Origin of the sequence: Sphingomonas glaciei, from assembly GCF_023380025.1 — a bacterium.
Lineage (GTDB): Bacteria > Pseudomonadota > Alphaproteobacteria > Sphingomonadales > Sphingomonadaceae > Sphingomicrobium > Sphingomicrobium glaciei.
The window spans coordinates 262,951-289,778 of the sequence record NZ_CP097253.1; the positions used below are offsets into that span (position 1 = coordinate 262,951).

At 66.1% G+C, this 26,828-nt stretch carries 21 protein-coding genes; 13 read left to right on the top strand and 8 right to left on the bottom strand.

Going from position 1 to position 26,828, the window contains the following annotated elements:
- The first annotated feature begins 87 nt into the window (after nt 1-87).
- From dctA to M1K48_RS01230, 3 genes are read left to right on the top strand one after another with little or no spacing between them, the layout of a single operon-like run.
- Entirely contained in the window at nt 88-1,434 is a 1,347-nt protein-coding gene (dctA, locus tag M1K48_RS01220; protein WP_249504076.1) for a C4-dicarboxylate transporter DctA, read from the top strand.
- Nucleotides 1,435-1,464: 30 nt separating this feature from the next.
- Entirely contained in the window at nt 1,465-3,000 is a 1,536-nt protein-coding gene (locus M1K48_RS01225) for a TonB-dependent receptor plug domain-containing protein (protein WP_249504077.1), read from the top strand.
- A gap of 44 nt (nt 3,001-3,044) precedes the next feature.
- Nucleotides 3,045-4,058 carry a TonB-dependent receptor domain-containing protein gene (locus tag M1K48_RS01230; protein WP_249505290.1) on the top strand — a complete coding sequence of 338 codons (1,014 nt, stop codon included), beginning with the start codon at nt 3,045-3,047 and terminating at the stop codon, nt 4,056-4,058.
- A 58-nt stretch (nt 4,059-4,116) separates the two neighbouring features.
- Here M1K48_RS01230 and M1K48_RS01235 read toward each other — a convergent pair whose 3' ends face one another.
- From M1K48_RS01235 to M1K48_RS01270, 8 genes are read right to left on the bottom strand one after another with little or no spacing between them, the layout of a single operon-like run.
- The gene (locus M1K48_RS01235) at nt 4,117-4,869 is read right to left on the bottom strand and encodes an IclR family transcriptional regulator (RefSeq protein ID WP_249504078.1); all 753 of its coding nucleotides are present in this window, start codon (nt 4,867-4,869) and stop codon (nt 4,117-4,119) included.
- Nucleotides 4,870-4,873: 4 nt separating this feature from the next.
- Nucleotides 4,874-5,293, bottom strand: a complete 420-nt coding sequence (locus M1K48_RS01240) for a nuclear transport factor 2 family protein (protein WP_249504079.1) — start codon at nt 5,291-5,293, stop codon at nt 4,874-4,876.
- A 20-nt stretch (nt 5,294-5,313) separates the two neighbouring features.
- Nucleotides 5,314-7,776 (bottom strand): TonB-dependent receptor, encoded by a 2,463-nt coding sequence (locus M1K48_RS01245; protein ID WP_249504080.1) that lies wholly within the window; start codon nt 7,774-7,776, stop codon nt 5,314-5,316.
- Complete coding sequence (gene mdlC / locus M1K48_RS01250; protein ID WP_249504081.1) at nt 7,773-9,434, bottom strand: benzoylformate decarboxylase; 1,662 nt, start codon at nt 9,432-9,434, stop codon at nt 7,773-7,775. The genes M1K48_RS01245 and mdlC overlap by 4 nt, the downstream gene beginning before the upstream one ends.
- Complete coding sequence (locus tag M1K48_RS01255) at nt 9,431-10,552, bottom strand: cobalamin-independent methionine synthase II family protein (RefSeq protein ID WP_249505291.1); 1,122 nt, start codon at nt 10,550-10,552, stop codon at nt 9,431-9,433. Before M1K48_RS01255 ends, mdlC begins: the two co-directional genes overlap by 4 nt.
- Nucleotides 10,549-11,976 (bottom strand): aldehyde dehydrogenase family protein, encoded by a 1,428-nt coding sequence (locus M1K48_RS01260; protein WP_249504082.1) that lies wholly within the window; start codon nt 11,974-11,976, stop codon nt 10,549-10,551. The genes M1K48_RS01255 and M1K48_RS01260 overlap by 4 nt, the downstream gene beginning before the upstream one ends.
- Nucleotides 11,977-11,990: 14 nt before the next feature.
- Nucleotides 11,991-13,388 carry a syringate O-demethylase gene (gene desA, locus M1K48_RS01265; RefSeq protein WP_249504083.1) on the bottom strand — a complete coding sequence of 466 codons (1,398 nt, stop codon included), beginning with the start codon at nt 13,386-13,388 and terminating at the stop codon, nt 11,991-11,993.
- Nucleotides 13,388-14,125: an alpha/beta fold hydrolase gene (locus tag M1K48_RS01270; protein WP_249504084.1), complete on the bottom strand. Its 738-nt coding sequence runs from the start codon at nt 14,123-14,125 to the stop codon at nt 13,388-13,390. Before M1K48_RS01270 ends, desA begins: the two co-directional genes overlap by 1 nt.
- 169 nt (nt 14,126-14,294) lie before the next feature.
- Between M1K48_RS01270 and M1K48_RS01275 the strand changes: the two genes are divergently transcribed.
- The 10 genes from M1K48_RS01275 to M1K48_RS01320 all read left to right on the top strand — a co-directional run bounded on the left by M1K48_RS01275 (nt 14,295) and on the right by M1K48_RS01320 (nt 26,818).
- Nucleotides 14,295-15,650, top strand: coding sequence for an MFS transporter (locus M1K48_RS01275; RefSeq protein ID WP_249504085.1), 1,356 nt, complete (start codon nt 14,295-14,297; stop codon nt 15,648-15,650).
- A 161-nt stretch (nt 15,651-15,811) separates the two neighbouring features.
- On the top strand, nt 15,812-18,886 hold the full coding sequence (locus tag M1K48_RS01280) for a TonB-dependent receptor domain-containing protein (protein WP_249504086.1): 3,075 nt from the start codon (nt 15,812-15,814) through the stop codon (nt 18,884-18,886).
- 126 nt (nt 18,887-19,012) lie between these two features.
- The gene (locus M1K48_RS01285; protein ID WP_249504087.1) at nt 19,013-20,185 is read left to right on the top strand and encodes a PepSY-associated TM helix domain-containing protein; all 1,173 of its coding nucleotides are present in this window, start codon (nt 19,013-19,015) and stop codon (nt 20,183-20,185) included.
- Nucleotides 20,182-20,364: a hypothetical protein gene (locus tag M1K48_RS01290; protein WP_249504088.1), complete on the top strand. Its 183-nt coding sequence runs from the start codon at nt 20,182-20,184 to the stop codon at nt 20,362-20,364. Before M1K48_RS01285 ends, M1K48_RS01290 begins: the two co-directional genes overlap by 4 nt.
- The gene (locus tag M1K48_RS01295) at nt 20,361-22,496 is read left to right on the top strand and encodes a TonB-dependent receptor (protein ID WP_319941186.1); all 2,136 of its coding nucleotides are present in this window, start codon (nt 20,361-20,363) and stop codon (nt 22,494-22,496) included. The genes M1K48_RS01290 and M1K48_RS01295 overlap by 4 nt, the downstream gene beginning before the upstream one ends.
- A gap of 158 nt (nt 22,497-22,654) precedes the next feature.
- On the top strand, nt 22,655-23,407 hold the full coding sequence (locus M1K48_RS01300) for a DUF2569 domain-containing protein (RefSeq protein ID WP_249504089.1): 753 nt from the start codon (nt 22,655-22,657) through the stop codon (nt 23,405-23,407).
- Nucleotides 23,408-23,808: 401 nt separating this feature from the next.
- Nucleotides 23,809-24,021, top strand: a complete 213-nt coding sequence (locus M1K48_RS01305; RefSeq protein WP_249504090.1) for a Flp family type IVb pilin — start codon at nt 23,809-23,811, stop codon at nt 24,019-24,021.
- A gap of 98 nt (nt 24,022-24,119) precedes the next feature.
- Nucleotides 24,120-25,061, top strand: coding sequence for a Flp pilus assembly protein CpaB (gene cpaB, locus M1K48_RS01310; protein WP_249504091.1), 942 nt, complete (start codon nt 24,120-24,122; stop codon nt 25,059-25,061).
- Nucleotides 25,054-26,535: a type II and III secretion system protein family protein gene (locus M1K48_RS01315; RefSeq protein WP_249504092.1), complete on the top strand. Its 1,482-nt coding sequence runs from the start codon at nt 25,054-25,056 to the stop codon at nt 26,533-26,535. Before cpaB ends, M1K48_RS01315 begins: the two co-directional genes overlap by 8 nt.
- Complete coding sequence (locus M1K48_RS01320) at nt 26,525-26,818, top strand: hypothetical protein (RefSeq protein ID WP_249504093.1); 294 nt, start codon at nt 26,525-26,527, stop codon at nt 26,816-26,818. Before M1K48_RS01315 ends, M1K48_RS01320 begins: the two co-directional genes overlap by 11 nt.
- Nucleotides 26,819-26,828 lie beyond the last annotated feature (10 nt).

The following is a 26,828-nucleotide window of genomic DNA, read 5'->3' on the forward strand; positions in this document are numbered from 1 at the left end:
TTGAGAGGGTCTTGCGCCTCATTGCACCGTCTTCCCGTTGGCATATGCTCGGGTGGACTCGAGGAGGGGTCCAGTATCGCTATTCCCGTGAACACGGTCGCGGCGCCTCACGCCGGGCCGAAAGGTCGACTGATTGGACAATTATACGTCCAGGTCCTTCTGGGGATTGCCGCCGGGGTGACCGTCGGCATCGTCTGGCCGGCTTTCGGCGCGCAGCTCGAATGGATCGCCAAGTTGTTCGTCAGCCTGGTCAAGATGATCATCGCGCCCGTCATCTTCCTGACGATCGTGACGGGCATCGGTGCCTTGACCCAAGTATCTGAGGTCGGCCGGGTGGCCGGCCGGGCGATGGCCTATTTCTTTGCGGTTTCCAGCCTCGCGCTGGTGATCGGCCTTATCGTCGCCAACATCGTCCAGCCAGGCGCGGGCATGAACGTCGATCCCTCGACGCTCGATGCGAGCGCGGTCGCCGGCTATGCCACGCAGGCCGAGAAATCGACGATTACCGGCTTCATCCTCGATATCGTACCGACCACTGTACTATCCGCGCTGACTGACGGCTCGGTGCTCCAGGTGCTGCTCGTCGCGGTGCTGTTCGGAGTCGCGCTGGCAATGGTCGGCGAGGTCGGCAAGCCGGTTCTCGCGTTCGCTGAATCGCTGTCGATCGTGGTCTTCAAGCTGGTCGCGATCGTGATGCGTATCGCACCGCTCGGCGCCTTTGCAGCCATGGCCTTCACCATCGGCAGATATGGCGTCGGTACGCTCCTCAACCTCGGGCAACTGGTCGCGACCTTCTACCTGACGTCAGCCTTTTTCGTGGTGGTCATCCTTGGCCTGATCGCCCGGGCCGCCGGCTTCTCGCTGTTCGGGCTGCTCCGCTACCTGCGCGAGGAGTTGCTGCTGGTGCTCGGTACCTCCTCTTCGGAGCCGGCGCTGCCCGGCCTGATGAACAAGATGGAGCGGGCGGGTGTCGCCAAGCCGGTGGTCGGGATCGTGGTCCCGACCGGCTATTCGTTCAACCTTGACGGCACCAACATCTACATGACGCTGGCGGCGCTGTTCATCGCCCAGGCGACGGGGGTCGAGCTGTCGTGGGGGCAGCAGTTCGCATTGCTCGGCGTGGCGATGATCAGCTCGAAAGGTGCCGCGGGGGTGACCGGCGCGGGCTTCATCACCCTGGCCGCGACGCTGTCGATCATGCCCAGCGTGCCGGTCGCCGGGATCGCCCTCATCCTCGGTGTCGACCGCTTCATGAGCGAGTGCCGGGCGATCACCAATTTCATCGGCAATGCGGTGGCGACCATCGTGATCGCGCGGTGGGAAGGCGACCTCGACAATGACCGCCTGCAAGCAGTGCTGAAGAATCCGAAGACGACGATCGACGACGATTGGCCCAGCGAGCGCGAGCTCACTCAGTCAGCGCCAATCGACTGACGATTTCGACACGATAACAGGGAGGAAACATTGGACCGCACGATCAAGATTCGGGCCCTGCTCGCAGGAGTGTCCGGCTTCTGCCTCTTCAGCGCGGCGACCGCGCAAGCGCAATCTGCTGGACCGGCGCCCGTGCCGGCGCCAGCCGCTTCCGCCGCCGAGCCGGCTGCAGAGGTACCGACCGAACAGGAAATCACCGTCATCGGCTCGCGCGGACGGCCGCGTACCGATGTCGAGCGTCCGGTCGCGGTCGACGTCGTCAGCGCCGAAGAGCTTGCCAGCACTGGCCAGACCGACCTCGGCCAGCAGGTCCAGTTCACTTCGCCATCGTTCAATTCCTCCAAGTTCGGAATCAACGGGGCGACCAACTTCGCCGACCCGGCGTCGCTTCGCGGGATGTCGCCCGATCAGGTGCTGCTGCTGGTCAATGGCAAGCGCCGCCATCAATTCTCCGCGCTCAACCTCAATGTCTCGCCGGGCCTCGGAACCGTGGTCAGCGACCTGAATGCGCTGCCCAGCATGGCGGTCAAGCGGATCGAGGTGCTGCGCGATGGCGCCGCCGCGCAATATGGCTCGGACGCAATTGCGGGCGTCATCAATCTGACCCTTGCCGACAATGCAAGCGGCACCCGCGCCAGCCTCACCTCGGGTATCCACGACGCGGGCGACGGCTTCACCGTCAAGGCCGGGATCAACCAGGGGCTGCGCCTTGGCGGCAGTGGTTTCATCAACCTGACGCTGGAATATTTCCGCTCGCAGGCGACCAATCGTTCGGACCCGTATGACGGTGTGCTTTATCCCACCGCGCCGAGCCCGTTCACCGGCCCGACCGCGGCCTTCCCCTACACCACCGCCAACCCCCGGGTGGATTGCGGCGTCTATCCGGCGAACGGCGCCTTCGTGGTCGGCAATTACGGATCCAACCAGAACCGGACCTACCAGGGGTTCGTCAATTCCGAACTGCCGCTGTCCGAGAATCTGACCGCTTATGCATTCGGCGGCTATTCGCGAAAGGACATCCGCGCGTTCGGCTTCTTCCGCGCACCGGCCACCTTCGCCAACTCGGCGCTGACCATCTTCCCGGACGGCTATATTCCGCGGCTGCCCGGTCGATCGATCGACTATTCGGCTCTCGGCGGACTTCGCTTCGAGCTCGGGTCGTGGAAGGTCGACGGAAGCTACGGCTACGGCCACAACCATCTCGACCAGAATGCACTGAACACCGTCAACGCCTCGCTCGGCGCGGCCAGCCCGACGAATTTCTACGTCGGCCGCACGAGCTTCGGACAGCATGTCGCCGACCTGGTGGTGACGCGGGACTTCGGCACCGCCTTCGGCCTCCAGTCGCTGAACCTCGCCGCGGGCGTCCAATGGCGGCGCGACAATTTCAAAGTCGATCGCGGCGATCCGGCCAGCTATGCGATCGGGCCCCTGACCGCGAGCGGCAAGGCATCGGGCTCCAACGGTCGTCCGGGTTATGCGCCGCAGGACGAGAATGACCTCAGCCGAAGCAATGTTGGCGCATTCATCGACATCGAGGCCGACATCACCGAAGCGCTTCGCTGACTGGTGCGCTTCGCTACGAGAAATACAGCGATTTTGGCGGAAACCTGTCGGGCAAGCTCGCCGGGCGCCTCAAGCTGAGCGAGATGCTGGGCCTTCGCGCCAGCTACAATCGCGGGTTCCGGGCGCCGTCGCTGGCGCAGATCGGCAACCGGGTGAACACCTCGACGGTGCAGAACGGACTGATCCTGCAGACCCAGCAGATCTCGTCCGACGATCCGCGCCTCAAGACCCTTGGCGTCCCCGATCCCAAGGCGGAGATCTCGGACAGCTACGCGCTCGGCATGACCGGCGAATTCGGCCGGCTGACCGCTACGCTCGATGCCTTCCAGATCGATATCAAGGACCGGATCGCGATCACCGACGGTATCCTGACCGCCAGCTATCCGGCGGTCGCGGCCCTGTTTCCGGGTGTGCGCGAAATCCGCTTCTTCACCAATCAGATCGATACGCGGACACGCGGAGCGGATCTGGTGCTGACGTACAAGGCACCGCTTCCGGGCGGCGCAAGGCTCGGTCTGACGCTCGCAGGCACCCACGCCAAGACCGAGGTGCGACGCCAGAAGGCGACTCCTGCGGCCCTGATCGCCGGTGCGTCGGCCGCGGTTCGCGCCGCGCCGCTGGTCGGCCTCACCGCCATCGAGCTCATCGAGGTGGCGCAGCCGCGAAACAAGATCCTCGCCAGCGCCAATGTCGATATCGACCGCTTCACCCTGACCGCGCGGGTCAGCTACTTCGGCAACGTCAAGGCGTTCTCTACCGGTCTCAACGCAGCCGACCCGAACGTCAGTTGCGATTCGACGAACCGTTGCGTCCAGACCTTCAGCGGTAAGGGCCTGGTCGACCTCGCGGGCACCTATCAGGTGGCCAAGCCGCTTTCGTTGACGGTGGGGGTGAACAACCTGTTCGACACTTATCCGGACAAGTGGAATGCCCGGCGGTTCGGCTACGTGGGAGAGGCCGGCTCCTACTCGAACGGTCAGACCCCCTATACCCGCAACGCGGGGCAATTCGGGTTCAACGGCACTTATTATTACGCAAGCGCCAACTTGGATTTCTGACGGATCGGCGCTGCGGTAGGGGGAGGGGCCTTCGCGCCGTGCGACTTGGGTAGCGGGGTCAGGTCGTCGCGCTGGTCACCCGGACGAGTGTGTCGGCGACTATATGCTCTCTCTCTTCATCGAGACGGGCCACGGGGATAGCGATACTCAGGGCTCCGACTACAATCCCGTCGATGCGGAGGGCGCGGCCGAAGCCCCTGATCCCGGGGGTATGCTCCTCGTTGGTTCGCGCGATGCCGGAGGTCCGGATCTCGGTGACTTCGGCGCGCAGGGTCGGTTCGTCGACCACCGTCGTCGCGGTGAAGCGCTCGCGCTCCGCTTCGGCGAAATAGCGGGCGAGATCCTCGTCGGTCAGCGCGGCGAGCAGGGCCTTGCCGGCAGCAAAGGCGTGGAAGGGGGCCCGGGCTCCCATTTGCACCGCATAGCGCAGGGCATGCTCGCTGGTTTCGGTTACCAGCGCTTCGACCTCCCACCCGCGTGCGACGAAGAAGCTGCTGGTCTCGTTCAGTTCGGACCGCAGCGTGCGCACGAGCGGTGCGACGAGGTGGGTCAGCGCCAGTTCGGGCGAGCGGTTCTGGAGCCGGGCGAGGCCCGCGCCGGGACGATAATGGCGGCCCTCGCGCACCAGATAGTCGCGCTCGACCAGGGTCGCGAGAAGGTAGGACAGGCTGCTGACGGGTATCGCGAGGGCCGCCGCAATCTCCTGAGCGAACAGCGGGCGGTTGTGCGACACGACATATTCGATGATGTCGAGCGTCCGGGTCGCCGACTTGACCGATGCGGACGAGCCAGTCTCCGCGGTGCCTGCCATCCTCTCAAGCACCGAAGGTCAGAGAGCCGCGGCGCTCCGCGAAACGCCAGCCCTCGTCGGTCAGCACGAAGCGGTCGTGAAACGAGCCGACCAGAGGCTTCGCGCTGCCGATGAACAGCAGCATCGCGCTTTCGCCGGTCGCTTCGGTTTCGCTGAGCACATCGACGACGACATTGGCGCAGACGTGGCGGGTCGTGCGCGGCGGCCGGGCGCGCAGCGAGGCGAGGATGCGGTCCCGCCCCGCGACGCCGTCGGCGGCAGCGGTCGGGCGGAACATCACGCCATCTTCGGCATAAAGCGCCGCCACCTTGTCCCAATCCGCCGCGTCATTGGCGTTGGCGTAGACGTGGACCAGCCGCGCGCATTGCCGTTCGATCTCCGCGCGGTGCGGGTCAGCAAGCGGCTGGGTGGAGCCGCTTGCCATTCCGTCTTTTTTCGGGCCGCTCAGAAGCTGTAGCCGAGGCTGACGCCGTAGGTCCGCGGCGGCAGGTAGGTGACGCCGATCAGGCGACCAGTGGCCAGCGCGAAGGTCGAGGACGGGCGATCGACGTCGAACAGGTTCTTGGCCCACAGCTGCGCGCGGATCCGGCCGTCGCCGCTGGAATAGCCAAGCGCCGCATCGACGAAGGTGTAAGAAGGCGAACTCTCGATCTCACGCTCGAACTCGGAGAAATAGATCCGGCTTTTGTGCGAGACGTCGCCCTGCAGGGTCAGCTTGCCGCTGCCCGGCACGGCGAACGGCAGGTCGGCCTCGCCATGCACGTTCCAGGCCCATTTCGGGGTGTTGCGCGTGCGGTTGCCAGCCAGCTGGAGATTGCCGCCGCCGGGCGCGCCGAACGCCGTCGGATCAGGGTTGGTCACCGCATTGTACGGCGTTCCGCCGGAGACGTTGGCCGGGTTGAGCGGATCGATCGTGATGTAATCTTTGAACTTGCTGTCGGTGTAGGACAGCCCGCCCGAGAAGCGCAGCGTGTCGACCGGCCGGGCGAACACTTCTAGCTCGACGCCCTTGGCCGAGGTCCGTGCGGCATTCTGGAAGATGGTCGTGTACCCGGTCGGGCCGCCGCTGATGGTCTTGTTGAGCTGCAGCCCGTCGAGCTTGTAGCTGTAGGCGGCGACGTTGACGGTCAAGCGACGATCCATCAGCGACGCCTTGACGCCGACCTCGTGGTTCTTGACCGTTTCAGGATCGACAATGGTTGTCGAACCCGACGCATTCTCGCCCGAGCCCGCCTTGAAGCCCTCCGAATAGGTATAATAGAGCAAGAGGTCGCGCGAAGGCTCGTACTGAAGGCCGATTTCTGGCGTGAAGTCCTTAAAGGTGCGCTCGCGATGGGTGCCGGCAGCGGTCGGGTTCAACGTCGGCAGTGCGCCGTTCGGCGCCGCGGCATTGTAGCGGATGACGATACCCGGATTCTCCGACGTGACCTTTTCATGGCTGAAGCGGCCGCCCAGCTTCAGGCTAAGCCCCGCCATGCCCTCGTTGAACAGGCCGAAGTCGATCACCGCCTGGCCGAACAGGGCATAGGCCTCGGTCCCGAGGTTGGAGCGGGTGCACACCCGCTTCGGGGTCACCGCCGCGGAGCCGCCGGTGATGGAGCCGGGACCGTAGCCGCAGAGCTGATAGGCGAGATCGAGCGGGATACCGTCGCGCGCCAGGATTGCCGGCGTATTGGGCAATCCGGATCGGCGGCGGAAGCCGACGCTGTCGATCGGACGCTGGCGCTCATGGAAATAATAGGCGCCGACCACCGCGTTGAGGAAGCGCGTGGCGTAGGTGAACTGCAGCTCGTTGCTATACTGCTTGCTGTCGATCCGCCGCTCTTGGATCGTGCTCGGCTGCCCATTGACAGTGAAGCCGTTCTGCACCGCGGACAGGTCGAGGTCCTGGAACAGCGACGATTTGAACTCGCGGTAGTTGGCGATGTTGGTGAGCGACAATTGGTCGGTCAGCCCGACCCGCAAGGTGCCGGTGAAGGCCAGCGACTTGCTGCTGGTCCCGGGCTGATCCTCGCTGGCGAGATCGCGTGGCTTGGTGGCGTAACCTCCGACGCCTAGCGGCGCTAGCCGGGCGACGCCGGGGAAGCTGGCGCGCAGGTAGTGGACCGCGCCCGAACTGTCGTCCTGGCGGAAATATTCACTGCTCAGCAAGAGGTCGATCTCGGGCGCGACATCGAACTTGAGCTGGCCGCGGATCATCCGCCGGTTGAGATCGTCGACGTCCTTGCCCGATACCGGGTTCTCGCCGAAGCCGTCGCGGTTCTCGGTCTTGCCGGCGACGCGGAACTGGATGCCAGGGACGATCGGACCGCCGACCGCCAGCTCGCTGACCAGCGCGTTGTAATTGCCGTAAGACAGGCGGGCATAGCCGTCGAAGTCGCGGGTCGGCTTGGCGGTGATGATGTTGATCGACCCGCCGACCGCGTTGCGGCCGTACAGCGTGCCCTGCGGGCCGCGCAGCACCTCGACCCGCTCGACGTCGAACAGCGAGGTCAGCTGCGCTTCGGCGCGGGCGACATAGGCGCCGTCGACGTGCAGCGCGACGCCGGTCGAGCTGCCGGTGGTCGAGGTGTTGGCGCCGACGCCGCGGATGAAGATCTTGGCCTGGTTGAAGTCGCTGCCGAAGTTCACCGCCGGAACGATGGTCTGCAGATCCTGGAGGTTGTTGACCTGGTTGCCGACCAGCCGATCGGACCCCACCGCGGTCACCGCGATCGACACGTCCTGGATCGACTGCGAACGCCGCGAGGCGGTGACGATGATGTCGGCCGGGGCCGCATCGCCGGTCGTCGCTTCCTCGGTGGTGGCGGGCGCAGGGGCGGGCTGCGGCGCGGTCGGCTCGGTGGTCTGGGCCCACGCGCCGGTGGAGGCGAGCAAGGCCGCCAAGGTCCCGATGGTGATCTTCATAACGCTTCTCCCCTATGTTCCTCAAGCGCGTGATCGTCCGCGTGAGGGTCGCCACCCCCGCGCGCTACAATGACCTCAAGCAGCCTCGGCCCGGCACCCGCAAACAACGCGGTCAGTGCACGGTCGAGATCACCTGGATCCGAAACGCATTCTCCCGGCACGCCCTGCGCCTTGGCGAGGGCGACGAAATCGATTCCGGGCATCTTGCTGCCCACCGCTTCCAGTCCGAACAGCGCTCCGAACTGGTCGAGTGCCGCATAGCCCCCGTTGTTGACGATGACGAAGCGGACGTCGGCTGTATAGTGGCCTGCAGACCATATGCCCTGGATCGCATACATTGCCGATCCGTCGCCCAGCAGGCACAGCACCGGCCGATCGGGCCGGGCAAGCGCCACGCCGACCGCGGCCGGCAAGGCATGGCCAAGACCGCCGCTGGCGCAGGTGTGGAATTCGTCGCCGGCCAGCATCGGCAGGTGGTCGTGCATCGGCCCGCGCGTGCTGGGTGCTTCCTCGACGACCGCAATGCCGGCCGGGCGAAGCGCCGCCAGCCGGCTCATCAGCAATGTGTCGGTGAGGACGTTGGGAGGCGGGGGCGCCGGTTGGTCGCGGCGGACGCTCGATCCTTGCGGACGCGCAGGGGCCAGGCCGGCAAGGGCGTTCAGCGCGTGGGCAAGGTCGGCGACGATCGCTATTCCCTCTGGCACCCGGGCGGCCTCCGCCGGATCATCGCCGATCTGGATCAGCGCCGCACCCGGCGGGACGAATGGGCCGCTGCCTTCGACATGGTAAGTGAACACCGGCGCGCCGAGGACCAGGATGCAGTCCGCTCCGTCCAGCCGCTGGACGATCGCTTCGCGCGACGCGGGCAGGAAGCCCCGGAACAGCCGATGATCCTCGGGAAACGGATTGCGGGCGGCCATCGGGGCGATCCAAACATCGGCGTCAATCCGCTCGGCCAGCGCGAGCAGGTTGTCGCGGGCGCTGTTGCTGGCCACTCCAGTGCCGGCGACGATGGCGATCCTGGAAGCCTTGGCGATCGTGGCCGCCGCCTCCGCCATGGCTTGGGGATCGGGCGCCGCCTTGGCGCTGAGGCGGGTGACCGCGACCGGCTGCGCCGGCTGCTCCCAATCGTCGATCGGGATCGAGACGAAGGTCGGTCCGCGCGGCGCCTGCATGGCGATTTGATAGGCCTGCGCGATCGCCTGTGGCACGTCCTGCGCACGGGCGGGCTCAATCGCCCATTTGACGAACGGCCGCGGCAATTCGGTCGCACGCTCGGCATGGAGGAATGGGGCGTAGGGCAGCATCGAGCGGGCCTGTTGACCGGCGGTGATGACCAGGGGCGTGCCGTTGCGGTAGGCGGTGAACAGATTGCCCATCGCATGGCCGACGCCAGCCGAGCTGTGCAGGTTGACCAGCGCTGCCGCGCCGCTCGCTTGCGCGAAGCCGTCGGCCATCGCCACAACGACCGATTCCTGCAGGCCGAGGATGTAGCGGAAGCCCTCCGGAAAATCGCGGAACATCGGTAGTTCGGTCGAGCCGGGATTACCGAAGATGGTTGTCATCCCGAACCGTTCGAGCAGCTCCATCACCGCCTGGCGCACGGCGTATCCGACATGCGTTTCGGTCCGGCCGACGTGGAGCCCGTCCAGACTCATCGCGAGGCCAGGTCCGCGCCTTCGCGCAGCGCGCGCAGCTTCTTCCAGGTGACGGCGGGGTCGATCTTGCCATAGCCTGCGAAGGTGCCGAACCCACAGTCGGTACTGGCGACCACCCGATCCGCTCCGACGATGCCGATGAACCGCTCCAGCCGCTGCGCGATCAGTTCAGGATGCTCGAGGTAATTGGAGCAGGTGTCGATCAGCCCCGGCGCGAGCACCTTGTGATCGGGGATCCGGGCATCCCGCCATACCGTCCACTCATGCTCGTGGCGCGGGTTGGCGGCTTCGAACAGGATGGTCGCAGGGCGGGCCCTGAGGATGGTGTCCATGATCCTTTCGACCGGAATGTCATGGTCGTGCGGGCCTTCGTAATTGCCCCAGCAGACATGCATCCGCATCTTCTCGGGCGCGATGTTAGCGGTGGCGGCATTGAGCGCTTCGACATTGGCTTCGATCGTCGCGAGGAAGCCCCTCTCGTCCATCTCCTGGTAGCCGGTGTGCCGCGACATGGCGAGGTCGGGGCAGTCGAGCTGAAGCTCCAGCCCGGCGGCGACGATCGCTTCATATTCAGGCCGCATCGCATCGACCAGCGCCGCCAGATACTGCTCGTGCGTCTTGTAGAAATGGTTGGGCTGGAAGGCGGTGATGAGGCCGGGCGAGGCCGAGTTCATGAAGGCCCGCGTGCCCCTACCAAACCGGTCCAGCGATGACTTGAACCGCCGAATGTCGTCGTGCAACGGCTGCAGATCGACCAGGGTCACCTCGCCGATGCACGCGGCGCGCGTGAACTCCTGCGTGCCCATGATCGCGGCCAGCCGCGTGCGCAGTTCGGGAAGCGGCGCGAGGTCGAGCGCGGGCTTGCGTTCGACATGCCCGCCGAAGCCCGACAGGCGTTCGATCATGTAGGTCGAATAGCCGACCTTGCCGAGCTCGCCGTCGCTGACGATCGTCACCCCGGCCGCGACCTGAGCCTGCACCGCCTCGTCGACCGCCGCCTGCACGACCCGGTCGAAGGCATCGGCATCGTAGGCCTCCCCCGCGTCGCGCGCGAGCAGCAGGGGGGTCAGCGTATCGCCGCGCGGCAGGCTGCCGACATGGGTGGTGGCGATGGTCACCATCCGTTCGCCTCGAAAGCGACGGCGTTGATCACGTGCGCCTGGGTATATTCGTGCAGCCCCGCCTCGCCAAGCTCGCTGCCGATGCCCGACATCTTGGCGCCGCGAAACGGGATGTTGGCGTCGATCGCGAGATACTGATTGACCCACACGGTGCCGCTGTTGACCTGCCGCGCAACGGACGTCGCCCGTTCGAGGTCGCGTCCCCAGACCGAGCCGCCAAGCCCATGCTCGCTATCGTTGGTGCGTGCGATCACTTCTTCGATCGAATCGTAGCGCATCACCGGAAGGACCGGCCCGAACTGCTCCTCGCGGACCAGAGGAGCGTCGTCGGCGAGGTCGCGGACGATGGTCGGCGGGATGAAATAGCCCGGTCGGTCAAGCGGTGCGCCGCCGGCCAAGATCGTGCCATTGGCGCGGGCATGGTCGAGCAGAGCGCGGATCTTGTCGAACTGCATGCGGTTCTGGACCGGGCCGATCTGCGCGCCCTGCCGGGTGCCGTCGTCGACCACCGCCTCGCTGGCCAGCCGCGCGAGTTCGTCACAGAAGGCGTCGTACATGGCTGTGGGGACATAGGCGCGCTTGATCGCCACGCAGATCTGCCCGGCATTGGCCATTGCCCCGCCATAGATCTTGCGTGCGGCCTCGACCGGATCAACGTCGTCGAGGACGATTGCAGCGTCGTTGCCGCCTAGCTCCAGTGTCATCCGCTTCAGCCCCGCGGCGCCGCTCTGCATCACCTTGATGCCCGTCGCGGTGGAACCGGTGAAGGCGACCTTGGCGACGTCGGGATGAGCGGTCAGCGCCGCGCCCAGGTCGTTCTCGTCGCAGATGATGTTGAGCACGCCCGGCGGCAGGATGTCGCGGGCGATCTCGCCGATCAGCAGCGTCGTCAGCGGCGTGGTCGGCGCGGGCTTGGCGACCATTGTATTGCCGGTGACAAGCGCGGGGCCGAGCTTGTTCATCAGCAGGATCATCGGGAAATTCCACGGCATGATCGCCGCGACGACGCCGAGCGGGGTGCGATGCTCGGTCACCTGGTTGCCGCCCTCGTCGCGCAGCACCCGGTCTTCGATCCGCATCGCCGCGAAGGCGCGCAGCACGAAGGTCGAGCCCATCGCCTCGTACATCGCCTGGTCGAGCGGCTTGCCCTGCTCGGCGGTGAGCAGGCTGGCGATCTCGCTGGCGCGGGCTTCGATCGCATTGGCCAGTTTGACGACTAGAGCCGCCCGCTCCTCGGCCGGCCGTGTCGCCCACGCCGGGAAGGCCGCCTTGGCCGCCGCGACTGCCTGGTTCAGCACCGCTTCGTCGGCCTTGGGGCAGCGCGCGAACGGCTCCCCCGTTGCCGGATTGACGACGTCGAACGATCCCGCCCCGGGGTGGGGCTGGCCGTCGATGAGCATGCTGAACTGGCGGTCGGTCATATTGCTACCTTCGTTCAGGCGGGCTGCCGGGTCCGCCAGCTGTCAGCGTAGCTGTCGCGCGCCACTTCGGAATAGGGCACCGAGGCCACCGTCGCTCGGATCTCGGTCTGGACGTGGCGCTCGACCGTCGGCTTGCGGGTGCCGCCGTCGGGCTCGCCCCACAGCAGGGTGACCTTCGTTCCCGGCTCGGCATGGTCGGCGTCGAGCATGGCCAAAGTGAGCATCCGCCCCTCGTTCGAACTGTAGCCGATCCAGGTCGACAGTCCGACCAGTTTGTCGTCGACCAACACCTGATCGAACGGGTGCATCGAATAAACCGCCGAGGGGAACTCCATATATTTGGCGCGGTCGCCCTTCTGCAGCGCGGAGCTCATCACGCGCATCACGTCTTCGTTGTCGAGCGCGAGCGTGACCTTCTTGCGGTGTGGCTGGTCGGCCATCTTTTCGAGCGCTTCGCGGCCGATGAAGTCGTGGTCGAACTTGACGAACGGCCCGTAGCCGAGGTCCCACGGGGTCAGATAATAGCCATCGACACTTTCCGGCACGTAGCTGCCGCCGATCGAGGCATTGGCTTCGTAGGATTTGGCCCCCAGCCATTCGCGATACGGCCGCAGCGCTTCGCCGGTGTAGATGGCGGGGAGCGGGGAGGGGATCCACCCGGATTCGAGCGTATTCGACGAATAGCAGCGGCCGCCTACCAGGGTCAGGCCGAAGTCCTTGCCCGCGGCGATCAGCGCCTGGCGTACGGTTTCGCCCTCGGCCCATGGCCCGAACAGTTCGTAGCCCGGCTGCCCGGCCATGCCGTGGCGCAGCGCGCGGACCTTGCAGCCAGCGATGTCGATCGTCGTCATGTGGAAGAATTTGAGATCGGGCGGGGTCTGCCCCATCGCCTTTTCGAGCGTCTGCATGGCGGTCGGCCCCTGCAGCTGGAAGCGATAGGATTTGCGATTCTCCGGATCGGGCCGGACCGCGGTGCGCTCGTCGCGCTCGGCCGTGACGTCCCACTTGCCGGTCTGCGCGTGATATTCGACCCACTCGATCACCGGCGCGCGGCCGACCAGGTTGAAGCGGTTCTCCTCCAGGTAGAAGAGGATGACGTCGCCGATGACATAGCCGTCGGGCGTGACCGGCACGAACTGCTTGGCGCGGTCGGGGACGAAGCCCTTGAAACTATTGATGCCAAGGTGGTTCAGCATGGCGAAGGCGTCGGGCCCGCTAACCTCCAGGTCGACCATGTGATAGGATTGATTGAACAGCACGCAGGTCTTGGCCCAGCCCTGCTGTTCGTTGCGCCAGTTGGAATATTCCGCAGGCACGCCCGGATAGGCATTGGGGCCACTCTGCTGGTTGCGCAGCAGCTCAACGATGTCGCCGCTTTGATCCAGCAGCGTTTGCAGGTTCGATTCAGACACTAGGACACTCCCTGGGCATGGGTGGGCCACGTCAGCCAATCGGCGATGGTGGCATTGAGAAGTTCGGGTGCTTCGGCCGGAAGCATGTGCCCGGCATGGTCGATGACGTGGAGGCGGGCATCGGGCAGCGCCGCGGCGATCGCCTCGTGCTGCGCGGGCGGGCTCCAGCGATCCTCGCTGCCGACCGCGACCAGCGCCGGGCAGCGGATTTGCGGCAGGACCGGCTCGACCAGCGGCCGGCTCAGCAAGGCATCGACCTGCGCGGCGAAGACCTCGACCCCGACCTCGCGGCACATCGTCCGCAGCGGGGTTATAAGCGCTGCGTCGTCGACCCGGTCGGGCGCGACCATCGGGGGCAGCCACTGGTCGACAAGCGCGTCGACGCCCTGCGTTCTTCCCAGCTCGCACAGGTGGTGCCGGGCATCGGCCTCACCCGGACGCACCGGATGAATACCGGTGCTGAAGAAGGCGATCCGTTCAACCCGTTCGGGTGCCAGCCGGAAGGCCTCGGCCGCGACGCGTGCGCCCATTGAATGACCGACCAGCGACAGCGGACCGGACACGGTGTCGAGCGCGCGCCGCGCCATGTCGGTGATCGTCCGCGACAGGCCATAGCCATTCACCGCGACCGACCCGGGAAATCGGCGCAGCTGCTCGGCGAAGATACGGGCGTCGCACATCAATCCGGGAAGGAAGAGCAGTCTTGCTGCCGGCACCTCCCCCGCATTGTTTGCCACCCGCCCTTTCATCCTTCCGAAGTTTTCGAGTACATGAACATTTCACGACGAATGTTCCGGTTTGGCAAGCGGAAAAGAAGGCGTGGACAGGCGGCGCATTTTCCGGTGGCTTCGCGATCCGGGAACGCCTTCCGGCGCGCCGGGGTGTTTTGAGCAAAAGGACTGTTGAATGGCGACCACGTCGACCAATGCCGAGACGTCTCAGCTTGCGGCCATGCTCGCGCAGCGGCCGATGAGTCGGCTGCAGATCTTCGCGGTGGCGGTGTCGGTCGCGCTCAACGCGCTCGATGGGTTCGATGTGCTGGCGATCACCTTTGCCGCGCCCGGGATTGCCCGGGACTGGGGGATCGGCCCCGCGCAGCTTGGAGTCGCCTTGTCCTCTGGTCTGGTCGGGATGGCGCTGGGATCCTTGCTGATCGCGCCGTTCGGCGATCGCCACGGCCGGCGCCCGCTGATCCTTCTCTGCCTGGTGCTGATGGCCGGCGGCATGGCGCTGACCGCAACCGCCACCGGCATGGTCAGCCTGTGCATCTGGCGCGTGGTGACCGGCCTTGGGATCGGCGGAATGGTCGCGACCATAAACGCCTATGCGGCCGAATTCGCCAACGAACGCCGACGCGACTTTTCGGTCGCGGTGATGACCATCGGCTATCCGATCGGCGGGCTGATCGGCGGGTTCGCCGTGGCCGACCTGGTCGAGCCTTATGGCTGGCAGTCGGTGTTCGTCGTCGGCGCGGTCGCCACTGCGGCCTTCATTCCCCTTGTCTGGTTGAAGCTTCCCGAGTCGCTGGAATATCTGGCCCGGCTCGGCACGCCCGAGGCGCAGTCGCGGATCGATGTGCTGCTCGATTCCATGGGCCACCCGCGCCTTAGCGGAAGCCTGACCCCGCCGGCCGACAAGGCGCGTGGCGGCAGCTTCGGGGAGCTTCTCGGCCCGCGCTTCCGCAAGCTTTCACTGATGCTGGTGGCGGCCTATTTCCTCCACATCGTGACCTTCTACTTCTTCTCGGGTTGGCTGCCCAAGCTGATGAGCGACCTCGGTTTCACCACCCCCGATGCGATCCGCACCTCGGCGCTGATGAGCCTGGGAGGGGTGATCGGCGGCTCGGCGCTGGGCTGGGCGGCACCGCGGTTCGGACTGGTGCGGCTGGTCATCCTGTCAATGATCGGCACATCGGTGACCTTCGTCGCCTTTGGCTGGTTCTCGAGCCTCGGGGCGTTGCAGGCGATCGCCTTTATCGCGGGTTCGTGCGTGTTCGGCGGGATCGTCGGTCTCTACGCCCTGCTGGCCCGCGCCTTTCCGCCCGAATTGCGGGTCACCGGAACCGGCTTGGCGATCGGTGTCGGCCGTGCGGGGGCGATCGTCGGGCCCCTGGTCGGCGGTTTCCTGATCGCGGCAGGACTGCGCATCCCGCTGGCGATCGCGATCATCGGCACGGCGGCGCTGGGCGCGGCGCTGATCCTTGCCTTCTTGCCGCGCCCGACGGCAGCCGCCCCGAAAGCTGCGTTTGGACGGCAGGACTGACCTTCGGGTCAGCAGGCGATAGTGCGGGGCCGCTAGGCATTTGCCGCATTGTTGCAGCAATGCCACAATGTCGTGTTCGCGACGTCGCCCGTCATCCGGCAACTTGGTTTCGTTACTGTCACGTTCTAGCTTTCGGCCGTCACAGAACGGTTAGGAACGTCATGCGCTTCTCAACGACTACCTCAGCCCTTGCTCTGGCCATTGCCGCCTTTGCTGCCCAGCCGGTCAGTGCCCAGTCGCAACCCGCCACCCCGCCGGGCGCTCCTGAAAGCTCGCAGCAGGACGACGATCCCTCGGCCAGTCCCGCCGCCGCCAGCGACACCGAAGCGACCGCGGCCGAAAGCGCTGGTCCGCTTGAAACGGGTGACGGCGGCAACGAGATCGTCGTCACCGGGTCGCGCATCGCCCGTCCCGAGTTCGCCTTTCCGAACCCGATCCAGGCCTTTACGTCCGAGACTATCGAGCAGTCGGGCGATACCAATATCACCGACTTCCTGACCGACTCCCCGGCGCTGCTGGGATCAAGCACCAGCGCCGACAATGCCGGCTCCAACACCGGCTCCGCGCTGACGGTCGGCGGCAACTACCTCAACCTGCGCAACCTCGGCACCAACCGCACTCTGGTGTTGCTGGACGGGCGTCGTCACGTCGCCGGCGTTCCCGGCACCTCGGCGGTCGACATCAACACCATCCCGCTGGAGCTGATCGACCGGGTCGACGTCCTCACGGGTGGCACCTCGGCCATTTACGGCGCCGACGGCGTGTCGGGCGTGGTCAACTTCGTGATGAAGCGCGACTTCGAGGGGCTGCGCATTCGCGGCCAAGCCGGCATCTCGCAGCGCGAGGATGCCGCCACCCGCTACTTCGGGATTACCGCCGGCAAGAACTTCGCCGACGGCCGCTTCAACCTGACCGGCTCCTACGAATTCGGGCAGGACGACCGCTTCAGCCAGCTGCAGCGCCTGAATTACGGCCGGACCGGACCGACCTTCCGCTTCGTCGAGAACGAGGATCCGAACAACGACAGCCCCAGCGTTCCCGACTTCGCGCCGCGGCGCGACCTGCGCTGGGCCGACACATCGCCCGGCGGCGCGTTCGATCTCGACTTCGATTTCTCGCCGGACTTCACGGGCGAAGGCAAGGTCTACGACCCCGGCACCTACGTCCCCAACACCTTCTTCACGGTGGGGGGGGATTCGACCCGGCAGGACATCTATTTCGGTGACTCGCTGCCTCAGAACGAACGGCACATCTTCAATGGCCTGGCGACGTTCGAGTTCAGCCCGGCCTTGCGGGTATTCGCCGAAGGCAAATACGTCCGCTCCAAGGCGGGCACCTTCCAGCAGCCGATCTACGACCTTTATGTCGTGCTCTACGGCGACAATGCCTTCCTGAACCAGCGGTTCGGCTCAAACGTCGTCGGCGATGCGCTACTCCTTGGTCGCGACAGCTTCGATTTCGGCATCCGCGAATTTCTTGCCAAGCGGGATACTTATCGCTCGGTGCTCGGGATCGATGGGAAGATCGGCGACAACCTTCGCTACGAGCTCAGCCATACCTTCGGTCAGGTCGACGCCAAGGGCATCTCGCCCGGGCAGCGGCTGTCCGACCGTTATTATGCCGCCATCGACGCGGTGGTGAACCCGGCGAACGGGCAGGTCACCTGCCGCATCAACCTGCCGGGCCAAACCCTGATCCAGAACTTCGGCTACATCGCCAGCCAGCAATATGGCACCTTCAACCCGGCGACGGGCAATTACGAAGGGGCGCCGACCACCTTCCGGCCGGGCGAGTGCAAGCCGCTCAACATCGTGGGCGAGAATGCGTTCAGCCGCGATGCGCTGGACTGGGTGCTGGACACCGATGTTGCGGAAACCCGCATCCGCCAGAACGTCCTGTCGGGCTCATTGTCCGGCACCACCGACGGCTTGTTCTCGCTCCCCGGCGGCCCGATCGGCTATGCGCTCGGGGCCGAATATCGCAAGGAGAGCAGCCGCTTCACGCCGTCCGCCTTCACCCAGCAGGGTGCCTTCCTCGACAGTTCCTCGGCCCTTCCCGAACGAGGCAGCTTCAACGTCAAGGAAGTGTTCGCCGAGCTCAACCTGCCGGTATTCCGCAACGCGTTCCTGGCCGATACGCTGTCAGTCGGCGGCGCGTTCCGTTATTCCGATTACAGCACCATCGGCACCACCAAGACGTGGAGCGTCAATGGCGTCTACGCGCCAGTTCGCGACATCACCTTCCGCGGCACGATCAGCCAGGCGGTGCGCGCGCCGAACCTCGGCGAATTGTTCGGCGCACCCGCGGGGACCTTCGAGTTCATTCCCGATCCGTGCGGTATCGACCGGATCACCGACGGCGCGTCCTTCCGCCAGGCCAATTGCCTCGCCGCGCTGAGCGCTCTCGGGATCACCCCCTCGACCTTCGATCCCAATGGCGATCCGATCTCACCGACGGGAACCGCGCAGAAAGGCCGCACCAGCGGCAATCGTAACCTCAGGGAGGAAACGGCCCGGACCTGGACCGCCGGCGGCGTGCTTCGCCCGCGCTTCCTGCCCGGCCTGCAGCTGGCGGCGGACTGGTACGACATCCGCATCCGCGACGCCGTCAACACGCCGGCCGCGGCGCAGGTGGCGGAGCTTTGCTACGACCAGCCGACGCTCGCCAACGCCTTCTGCGCGCAGATCTCGCGCGATCCGCTAACCGGCTATTTCAGCGACTTTACCGTGTCGCCGGCCAACGTCGCCAACTTCGACACCGAGGGTCTCGACATTGCCCTCAACTACCGCCTCCAGCCGGGCGGCGGACTCGGAAGCTTCAACTTCCGAGTGAACGGCAACTATCTGCACAAGCTGGAATTCATCCCTAGCCCGGGGGCAGAGGTCGACAACGACCGCAGCGAGGCGGGTGCGCCCAAGTATAGCGCCACCGGTGACATCACCTGGTCGCTCGGCGGGTTGACCCTCAACTATGGCGTCAACTGGTTCGCCAAGTCCCTGCGCTTCAGCAACGAGCGCACGCGCGACGATCCCGACATCGTCGCTCCCGAATATCTCTACTTCAAGGAACGCTGGGAGCATGAGATACAAGCGTCGTTCAATGTGAACAGGCAGTTCAATATTTATGGGGGCGTGAACAATCTGTTCGACACGAAGCCCGATATCGGATCGTCGTCCTACCCGGTCAGTTCGGTCGGGCGCTTCTTCTATGTCGGGGTGAAGGCCAAGGTCTTCTAACCCGGATCATCGCACGGGAGAGGGGGCGTGCCGGCGATCGGCGCGCCCTTTTTCTTGGGCGTGTACCTGCCGCCTCCGCCAGCTTATGACTTGCGAATGCTTCTCAATAGCGCCTAAGGGCGCAGCATGAAGCGGTCAGCGGTTCGAGCCTGGTATCTGGTCCACAAGTGGACGAGCCTCGTCTGCACCCTGTTCCTGTTGATGCTGTGCCTGACCGGCCTGCCGCTGATCTTTCATGACGAGATCGAAGGAGCGCTAGGCGGACCGCCGCCGCTGGCCGGTCCGGCGTCCTCCTCCACCGCGCCCGGCCTGCTGCCGCTAGACGCCATGCTCGGCCGCGCGCTGGCCGAGCGGCCGGGCGAGGTGCCGCTATACATGGCCTTCGACAACGAAAGCCCGCTGCTGACCGTCACCACCGGGCCGGCGCCGGACGCCCCCGAATCGCAAATGACGCTGATGCTGTTCGACCGCACGAACGGCCGCCTCGTCGCTCCGCCGGGCGAGGAGGGCATCATGGAGTTCCTGCTCCAGCTTCACACCGACCTGTTCCTGGGCCTGCCGGGAATGCTGTTTCTCGGCGCGATGGGCGTGCTGTTCGTGGCGGCGCTGGTGTCGGGCGTGGTCCTCTACGCGCCGTTCATGCGCAAGCTCGATTTCGGCACGTTGCGCACGGGGCGCAGCCGCCGGCTTAAGTGGCTCGACTGGCACAATCTGCTCGGCATCACCGCGCTGGCGTGGATGACGGTGGTCGGTGCGACCGGGATTATCAATGCGCTGGCCACGCCGCTGGTCGACAATTGGCGTAACGGCGCGCTGGCGGAGATGACCGGGCTGGAGACCGGAGCCGCGCCGTTGTCGCCGTCGCGCTACGGCTCGCTCGACAAGGCGATGGCCTCGGCCCGCGCAGCGCTGCCAGGCAACGATCCGCAGTTCATCGCCTTTCCGGGCGGAAGCTACAGCAGCGGGCACCATTATGCCGTCTTCTTCCAGGGCGACACGCCGCTGACCAAACGGTTGCTGACCCCGGCATTGATCGATGCCGAGACCGGCCGCCTGACCGACGTCCGGCCGATGCCGCTGAGCATGAAGGCGCTGCAGCTCAGCCAGCCGCTCCATTTCGGCGACTATGGCGGCCTTCCGCTCAAATTGCTGTGGGCGGCGCTGACCCTGTTCACCATCGTGGTGCTCGGATCCGGGGTCTATCTGTGGCTGGGCCGTCGCCACGCCCCGTTGTCGATGCGGCTGGCGGAAGTCACCAGCGGCGGGCGGATCGAACCCGCCCCAAGCCCCGCCGAATGATCCGTTCTACCTTTGCCCTGCCGGCCATCCTGGCCCTGCTCAGCCTCGCCGGCCTTGTCTCCGCGCTGACCGGCGACGGCTGGCGCGATTTCGTCTCCTGGGCGGTGCTGTCGATGCCGCTCCTCGCCACTGTCTGGGCGGTCGCCCGCCGCTCTTCCCGAAAGGATCAATCCAAGTGAACTTCCGCCTGCTCCTGCTCGCGTCCGTCGCCGCGCCCATGCCCGCGCTTGCCCAGCAAGCCGCGGAGCCGACCGGCCAGGAGGTGGTCGTCACCGCTCAGCGCAACAACCAGACGCAGGTCCGTCGCGAAGGGCAGGTCGGCATCCTTGGCGACAAGGCTGCGGAGGACGTGCCGTTCAGCATCCGCAGCTATTCGGACACGCTGATCACCAACCAGCAGCCGCAGACGCTGGGCCAGGTGCTCGAGAACGACCCCACCATCCGCACCAGCTACGGCTTCGGCAATGCGTCCGAGCAGTTCGTCATCCGCGGCTTCACCCTGTTCGGGGACGATGTCGCGCTGGACGGCCTGTACGGCATTACCCCGCGCCAGCTGGTCGCGCCCGAGCTTTACGACAGCGTCCAGGTGCTGGGCGGCGCGACCGCCTTCCTCAACGGTGCCGCGCCGGGCGGATCGGGAATCGGGGGAAGCATCAACTTGGTGCCCAAGCGCGCCGGGCGCGACCTGACCCGCGCCACCGCCAGCTATCTGTCCGACGGCCATGTCGGGGCCAGCTTCGACGTCGCGCGGCGATTCGGGGGAGGGGCCTGGGGCGTCAGGCTCAACGGCGCCTATCGCCGGGGCGAGGTGGCGATCAGCGACGAAAACCGCCGGGCGGCCGTGCTGGGCGCCGGGCTCGACTATCGCGGCGCGGATGTCCGCCTGTCGCTCGACCTCGGCTACCAGAAGATCCGGGTCGAGCAGCTCCGTCCCAAGGTGACGGTCACCGGCTTCATCCCGCGCGTGCCCGAGGCCGACGCCAATTATGCCCAGCCATGGACCTATACCGAACTCGAGGATCTGTTCGGCATCGCCCGCGCCGAATGGGACGCGGCCGACAATGTCCTCGTCTATGTTCAGGCCGGCGCCCGCGACGGGTCGGAAGAGGGGATTTACGGCGGGATCACCGTGACCGGCGCCGACGGCAGCGCGACCGGATCGGCCTCGTTCGTGCCGCGCACCGACAATAATGAGGCGGGGCAGGCGGGCGTGCGGGCGAAGCTGGTCGTGGCCGGCACCACGCATGAATTGAACGCAGGGGTCAGCCATGTGCGGCAGGTGAACCGCAATGCGTTCGATTTCCTCGGCGGGTTCGCGGGTTATGCCACCAATCTGTACGACACGCCTGCGGTGCCGCTTCCGGGGACCGGGTTCGTCGGGGGCGACCTGGAGAATCCCTATCCGATCGGCCGGGCGCGGCTGACCAGTTTCTTCGTGTCGGACACGATCGGATTTGCCCGCGACCGCGTGCTGCTGACCGCCGGGCTTCGCCACCAGCAGATCAGGGTCAAGGGCTATGACTATTACGACGGGGGATCGCTGACGAGCGAGTATAACCAAAGCGCGGTTACACCGGTCGTTGGGCTAGTGGTGAAGCCTCGTGACGGGCTGTCGCTGTTCGCCAACCGGATCGAGGGATTGCAGCAGGGCGCCACCGCGCCGGTCGATCCCACGCTCAGCAACCCGGGCGAAGTGTTCGCGCCGGTGAAGTCGGTGCAATATGAGATCGGGGCCAAGGCCAGGATCGGTCGGCTGAACGGCAGCATCGCCGCCTTTCGGATCACCCGTCCGACCGCCTTCGCAGTGCCCGATGCCGCCAACCCCGGGCTGCTCCGCTTCGGGCAGTTTGGCGACCAGCGCAACCAGGGGGTCGAGCTGACGGTGGACGGGGAGCTGAGCCCGGGGCTGCGGCTGATCGCCGGCGGGTCGTGGATCGACGCGGAGCTGCGCCGGACGCCAGGAGGACTGCAGGACGGCAGGGACGCGCCGGGAGTGCCCAACCTCCTCGCCAATGCCAATGTCGAATGGGACGTGCCGGCGCTGAGCGGGCTGACGCTGACCGGGCGGGTGGTCGCCACCGGCAAGCAGCCGGTCGACGCCGCCAATACGCTGGAGATCGGCGGGTGGACCCGGTTCGATCTGGGCGCGCGCTATGTCGCGCTGGTCGCCGACCGGCCGCTGACCCTTCGTGCGGGCGTCGATAATGTGGCGAACAGGCGTTACTGGGCGTCGGCGTTCGAGACCTTCGGCACCTCGCTGCTGCAGGGCCAGCCGCGAACCGTCCGCTTCTCCGCCTCGATGGACTTCTGATTGGCGGCGGGCGACGCTTGACATCGGTCGCGGCTTGGAACCCTTTAATGCCCCGCGACATTAACCATGTTGAAAGAAGGTCGGTGGGATAGGGGCGTTTGGCTGTTGGGAATCAGGACAGGCGCGTGACCATATTCCGTCATCCTCTGGTTCGTTCGGTGAACGACCAACTCCATGCCCGCTCGCTGACCCTGCTGTCGGGGCTTGAGAATAATCTCGCGCCGATCGCCATCTGGTGGATGACCGTGGTCGCGCTGGCCGCCGCCTTGCGGGTGGCGGTCAGTCCGCTGGCTTCCGTGGGTCCCGCCAGCATCGCGCCTTACCTTCTGCTGGTGTGCGCGCCGGCGGCGAGCTTCCTGCTGGCGCTGCGCTGGTTCGCCGACGGACCGGTGATGCCGCAGCCGAGCCTGCGCCTGGCGCGGGTCGGGCGCTGGCGCGACGTGCCGCGGGCGGAGGCGGAGCGTCACCGGCTGTACGGCACCAGCGGGATCATGGTCAGCCTGCTGATCGGCATGCTGATGAACGTGCCGGTTCGGGCCGCCGAATATCTGGTCACCATGCCGGCTATCCCACCGCACGTGCCCGGCTGGCTAGGCGTGCTTCACCAGGCGATGACGCTGGACGTGGTGATCCTCAGCAGCCTGTATGTCGTGGCCTTCGCCATGGCCCTGCGCCGGGCACCGATATTCCCGCGCTTCCTGCTGTTCGTGTGGCTTGTCGACGTCTGCGCGCAGCTGCTGATCGCCCAGGCGGTGATGGCGACGGCGGTGCCGGCGAATGTTGCGGCCTCGCTTCACGAGCTGCTGCAGGGGAACATCACCAAGGTCGCGATCAGTGTCAGCCTGTGGCTGCCCTACCTGCTGCTGTCGACCCGCGTGAACGTCACTTTTCGCCACCGGGTGCCGCGCTAAGCGCTTGGGAATGCACTGAGTCGTTGCTGCGCCGTTCTGTTTGAACGCGCGATCAGGGCGCCTCGCCGCCATTTTCGTCCCACGATGGAACAAATGCGACAAACCGTTTTCTGGAAGAATTCCAACGAAACTGCTGCCAATTCAGCAGGTTAGTGATCCATGTTCGCATTGTTAGCATTAACCTGGATTAAAATTATTCGTTGACTCTCAATGGTGGTTAGCAGTTTCTTAAGGCAGCCGAGCGGGCCAAGGGGGCGCAATCGGGGTGTCGTAGCGGAGGGTCGGTGAAGCGATCGGCCGTTACGACACCGCCAAAGATTTTGAAGTTCAGCCCCCGCGGTGCGTGACGCTCATCTGAGGCGTCCCGATACACTGGACGTCTCCTGGAAAGGGGATTTTCCATGACCTTCATTAACATGCTTCGTGACGAATCCGGCGCCTCGGCGGCCGAATATGCGCTCATCCTCGCCATCGTCGGTTCGCTGATCGCAGCCTCGGCGCTCGCGCTCGGCAACAACATCGGTGAGGCCATGGACGGCGCTGGCAATCGTATTTGCGATCCGGCTGGCGCTGCTCCCGACCTTTGCGGCGGCGTAGTGGAAGAGGGCGACTGAGGGTCGCAGGGGATCGCCGGACACACCGGCGGTCCCCTCTTTTCTAAGCGTGCAACGAGTTTGCGTAAGCCTTTGATGCGTTCAGAAGGCGGGGGAAAATGAAGAGACAATCCGTGATTGCTCTGGCTGCTGCGCTGGTCTTCGGACTGGTCGCCGTATTCCTGGCCAACACCTATCTCCTCGCCGGCCGCAACGCCCAATCTCCTGACGGAACGACCAAGATCGCGGTGGCCAATGTGCCGCTCGACTTCGGGACCGAACTCAAGCCGGAGATGATCCGGCTCATCAATTATCCGACCGACGCGCTTCCCGCCGGCAGCTTCCAGAGCGCCGCAGAGCTGGTCGGAGGCAAAAATCGCCGAGTGGTGATCGCGCCGATCGCGGTCAACGAAGCGATCCTGGCGACCAAGATTTCGGGCAAGGGCGCCGGCGCCTCGATCGCCGCGCTGCTGCCCGACGGCAAGCGCGCGGTGTCGGTCCGGATCAACGACGTGTCGGGCGTGGCCGGTTTCATCCAGCCCAGCGACAGCGTCGACGTCCTCATCACCCGCGAAATCGCCAACGGCGAAAGCCGGCAACAGGTCACCGACGTGTTGCTGCAGAACACCCGGGTCATCGCCATGGGTCAGCGCGCCAAGAACGAGACGGGCAAGCCGGCGGTGGCCAAGACCGCGACGCTGGAAGTGACCCCGATCGACGCGCAGAAATTGGCGCTCGGCCAGCAGGTCGGCGACCTCAGCCTCGTGCTGCGCAAGCCGGGCGAACGCGACGATGTCAGCCTGGTCGAGACCGTCAGCCTCGATGACCTTCGCTACGGCACCTTCGCCGGTACCTATGGCGGGGCGATGCGCGCCGCCAACCTGACCATGCAGGCAGCCCCGCAACGCTGGCGCCCGGCGGCGATCGCCGCGCCGCGCCAGCCGGCTCGCCAGCCCGCCCGCGCCGCAGCCGCGCCGCGACCGGCGCCGGTCCGCAACAATGTCGACGTGGTCAGGGGGACCACCGAAACCAGCTACGAAGTAGGGGGTGCCAGTGGCTAAGGGGATGATGCTCGCGGCGCTTGGCGCCGGAGCGCTGCTGCTGGGGGCAGCGCCGGCGGCGGGGCAGGTCGCCGCGATCAGCACCGCCGAGGGGATGCATGCGGGCGAACTGGTCGTCCCGGTCGCCAAGAGCCAGGTGCTGCGCTCGGACCGGCCGTTCGCCAAGGCGCTGATCGGCAACCCGGAAATCGCCGACATCCTGCCGCTGAACAGCACGTCGCTGTACGTGCTGGGCAAGAAGGCGGGGACCACCAGCCTGACCCTGTACGACCGCAACAGCAACCTTATCGCGGTGATGGACGTGGCGGTCGGGCCCGACGTGCTCGGGCTTCGCCGCCAATTGTCCGAACTGCTCCCCGCCAGCCAGGTCGGCGCGCGGCTGAGCAACGATTCGATCGTGCTGGAAGGGATCGTGCCGAGCGGCCCCGCCGCCGACCGCGCGGTCCAGCTTGCCAGCACCTATGCGCCGGGCAAGGTCGTCAACCTGCTGTCGGTCGGTTCCTCGCAGCAGGTGATGCTGGAGGTCCGCTTTTCGGAGGTCAAGCGATCGGCGCTGCAGCAAATCGGGGTCAGCACCTTCGTCGGCTCGGACGGCGGCAAGCTGACCGGGGCGATCGGGGGCGGGGCCGGGCTGGTCGGCGGTGGCCCGCCGACGCTGGCGGCGATCACCGACAGTTTCGGGATCATCTCCCGCACCTTCCGGGCGTTCGGGACCAACTTCAACCTGACGCTGGACGCGTTGGAGCGGAAGGGGGCGATCACCACGCTGGCCGAGCCGACGCTGATCGCCTTGTCGGGTGAGACGGCGAACTTCCTTGCCGGCGGCGAATTCCCGATCCCGACGGTACAGGGTAGTGGCGGGTCTGATGATGGCGGCGGCGGCAGCCGGGCGATCACCGTCGAATTCAAGCCATTCGGCGTCAGCCTTGCCTTCACGCCCACCGTGCTGGCCGACGGGGTCATCAACCTGGTCGTCGCGCCGGAAGTCAGCTCGATCGATCCATCGGCCTCGGTGATCATCAACGGCCTTCGAGTCCCGGGATTGCAGACCCGCCGCGCCAAGTCGGTGGTCGAACTGCGCGACGGCGAAAGCTTCGCCATGGCCGGCCTGATCCGCAAGGACTTCCAGGACACCATCCGCCAGGTCCCGCTGCTGGGCTCGCTTCCGATCATCGGCAGCCTGTTCCGCTCCAGCGGCTTCCAGCGCGAGGAAACCGAGCTGGTGATCATCGTCACGCCGCGGCTGGTCCGGCCGGTGCGCCCCGATCAGGTGAGGGCGCCGACCGACCGCGTCCAGCCGCCGGCTCCCGCCGACCTCATCCTCCTTGGACGCACCGACACGGGCGTCGGGCCAGCGCCCGAGGTCGGGGTCAACAACCCGCCGCCGGCAACCGGCGGGGCAGGTGGGATGGCCGCCAAGACGGCGCCCAAGGGTCCGACCGGTTTCGAAGGGGATTATGGCCATGTGCTCTAAGCTGTTGCCGATCGCGGCTGCCGCACTCCTCCTGACCGGATGCAACACAATCGATGCCCGCACCGGGTCGGCCGATCGCCAGTTCGGCGAGGCGGTGGCCTGGAACAAGGCGGTGCAGACCATCAACCCGGATCCCGTCTACACCGCCGAGGCGACCCCGGCGGGGAGCGACGGCGCCAAGGCGGCCGCAGCCAGCCAGCGTTACCGCACCGACAAGGTCAAGCAGGTCGAGGCGATCGGCACCTCGAGCGGCGGCGCGGCAAGCGGCAGCGGGCCGCAATAGGGAGTGTGCA

Coding starts and splice junctions, on each gene's coding strand:
- M1K48_RS01320 (WP_249504093.1), top strand. CDS start 26,525: ATGTGCTCTAAGCTGTTGCCGATCGCGGCTGCCGCACTCCTCCTGACC.
- M1K48_RS01240 (WP_249504079.1), bottom strand. CDS start 5,293: ATGGCAAGCGGCTCCACCCAGCCGCTTGCTGACCCGCACCGCGCGGAG.
- cpaB (WP_249504091.1), top strand. CDS start 24,120: ATGAAGAGACAATCCGTGATTGCTCTGGCTGCTGCGCTGGTCTTCGGA.
- M1K48_RS01290 (WP_249504088.1), top strand. CDS start 20,182: ATGATCCGTTCTACCTTTGCCCTGCCGGCCATCCTGGCCCTGCTCAGC.
- M1K48_RS01235 (WP_249504078.1), bottom strand. CDS start 4,869: ATGGCAGGCACCGCGGAGACTGGCTCGTCCGCATCGGTCAAGTCGGCG.
- M1K48_RS01305 (WP_249504090.1), top strand. CDS start 23,809: ATGACCTTCATTAACATGCTTCGTGACGAATCCGGCGCCTCGGCGGCC.
- M1K48_RS01285 (WP_249504087.1), top strand. CDS start 19,013: ATGAAGCGGTCAGCGGTTCGAGCCTGGTATCTGGTCCACAAGTGGACG.
- mdlC (WP_249504081.1), bottom strand. CDS start 9,434: ATGAGTCTGGACGGGCTCCACGTCGGCCGGACCGAAACGCATGTCGGA.
- M1K48_RS01260 (WP_249504082.1), bottom strand. CDS start 11,976: ATGACCGACCGCCAGTTCAGCATGCTCATCGACGGCCAGCCCCACCCC.
- M1K48_RS01245 (WP_249504080.1), bottom strand. CDS start 7,776: ATGAAGATCACCATCGGGACCTTGGCGGCCTTGCTCGCCTCCACCGGC.
- M1K48_RS01280 (WP_249504086.1), top strand. CDS start 15,812: ATGCGCTTCTCAACGACTACCTCAGCCCTTGCTCTGGCCATTGCCGCC.
- M1K48_RS01275 (WP_249504085.1), top strand. CDS start 14,295: ATGGCGACCACGTCGACCAATGCCGAGACGTCTCAGCTTGCGGCCATG.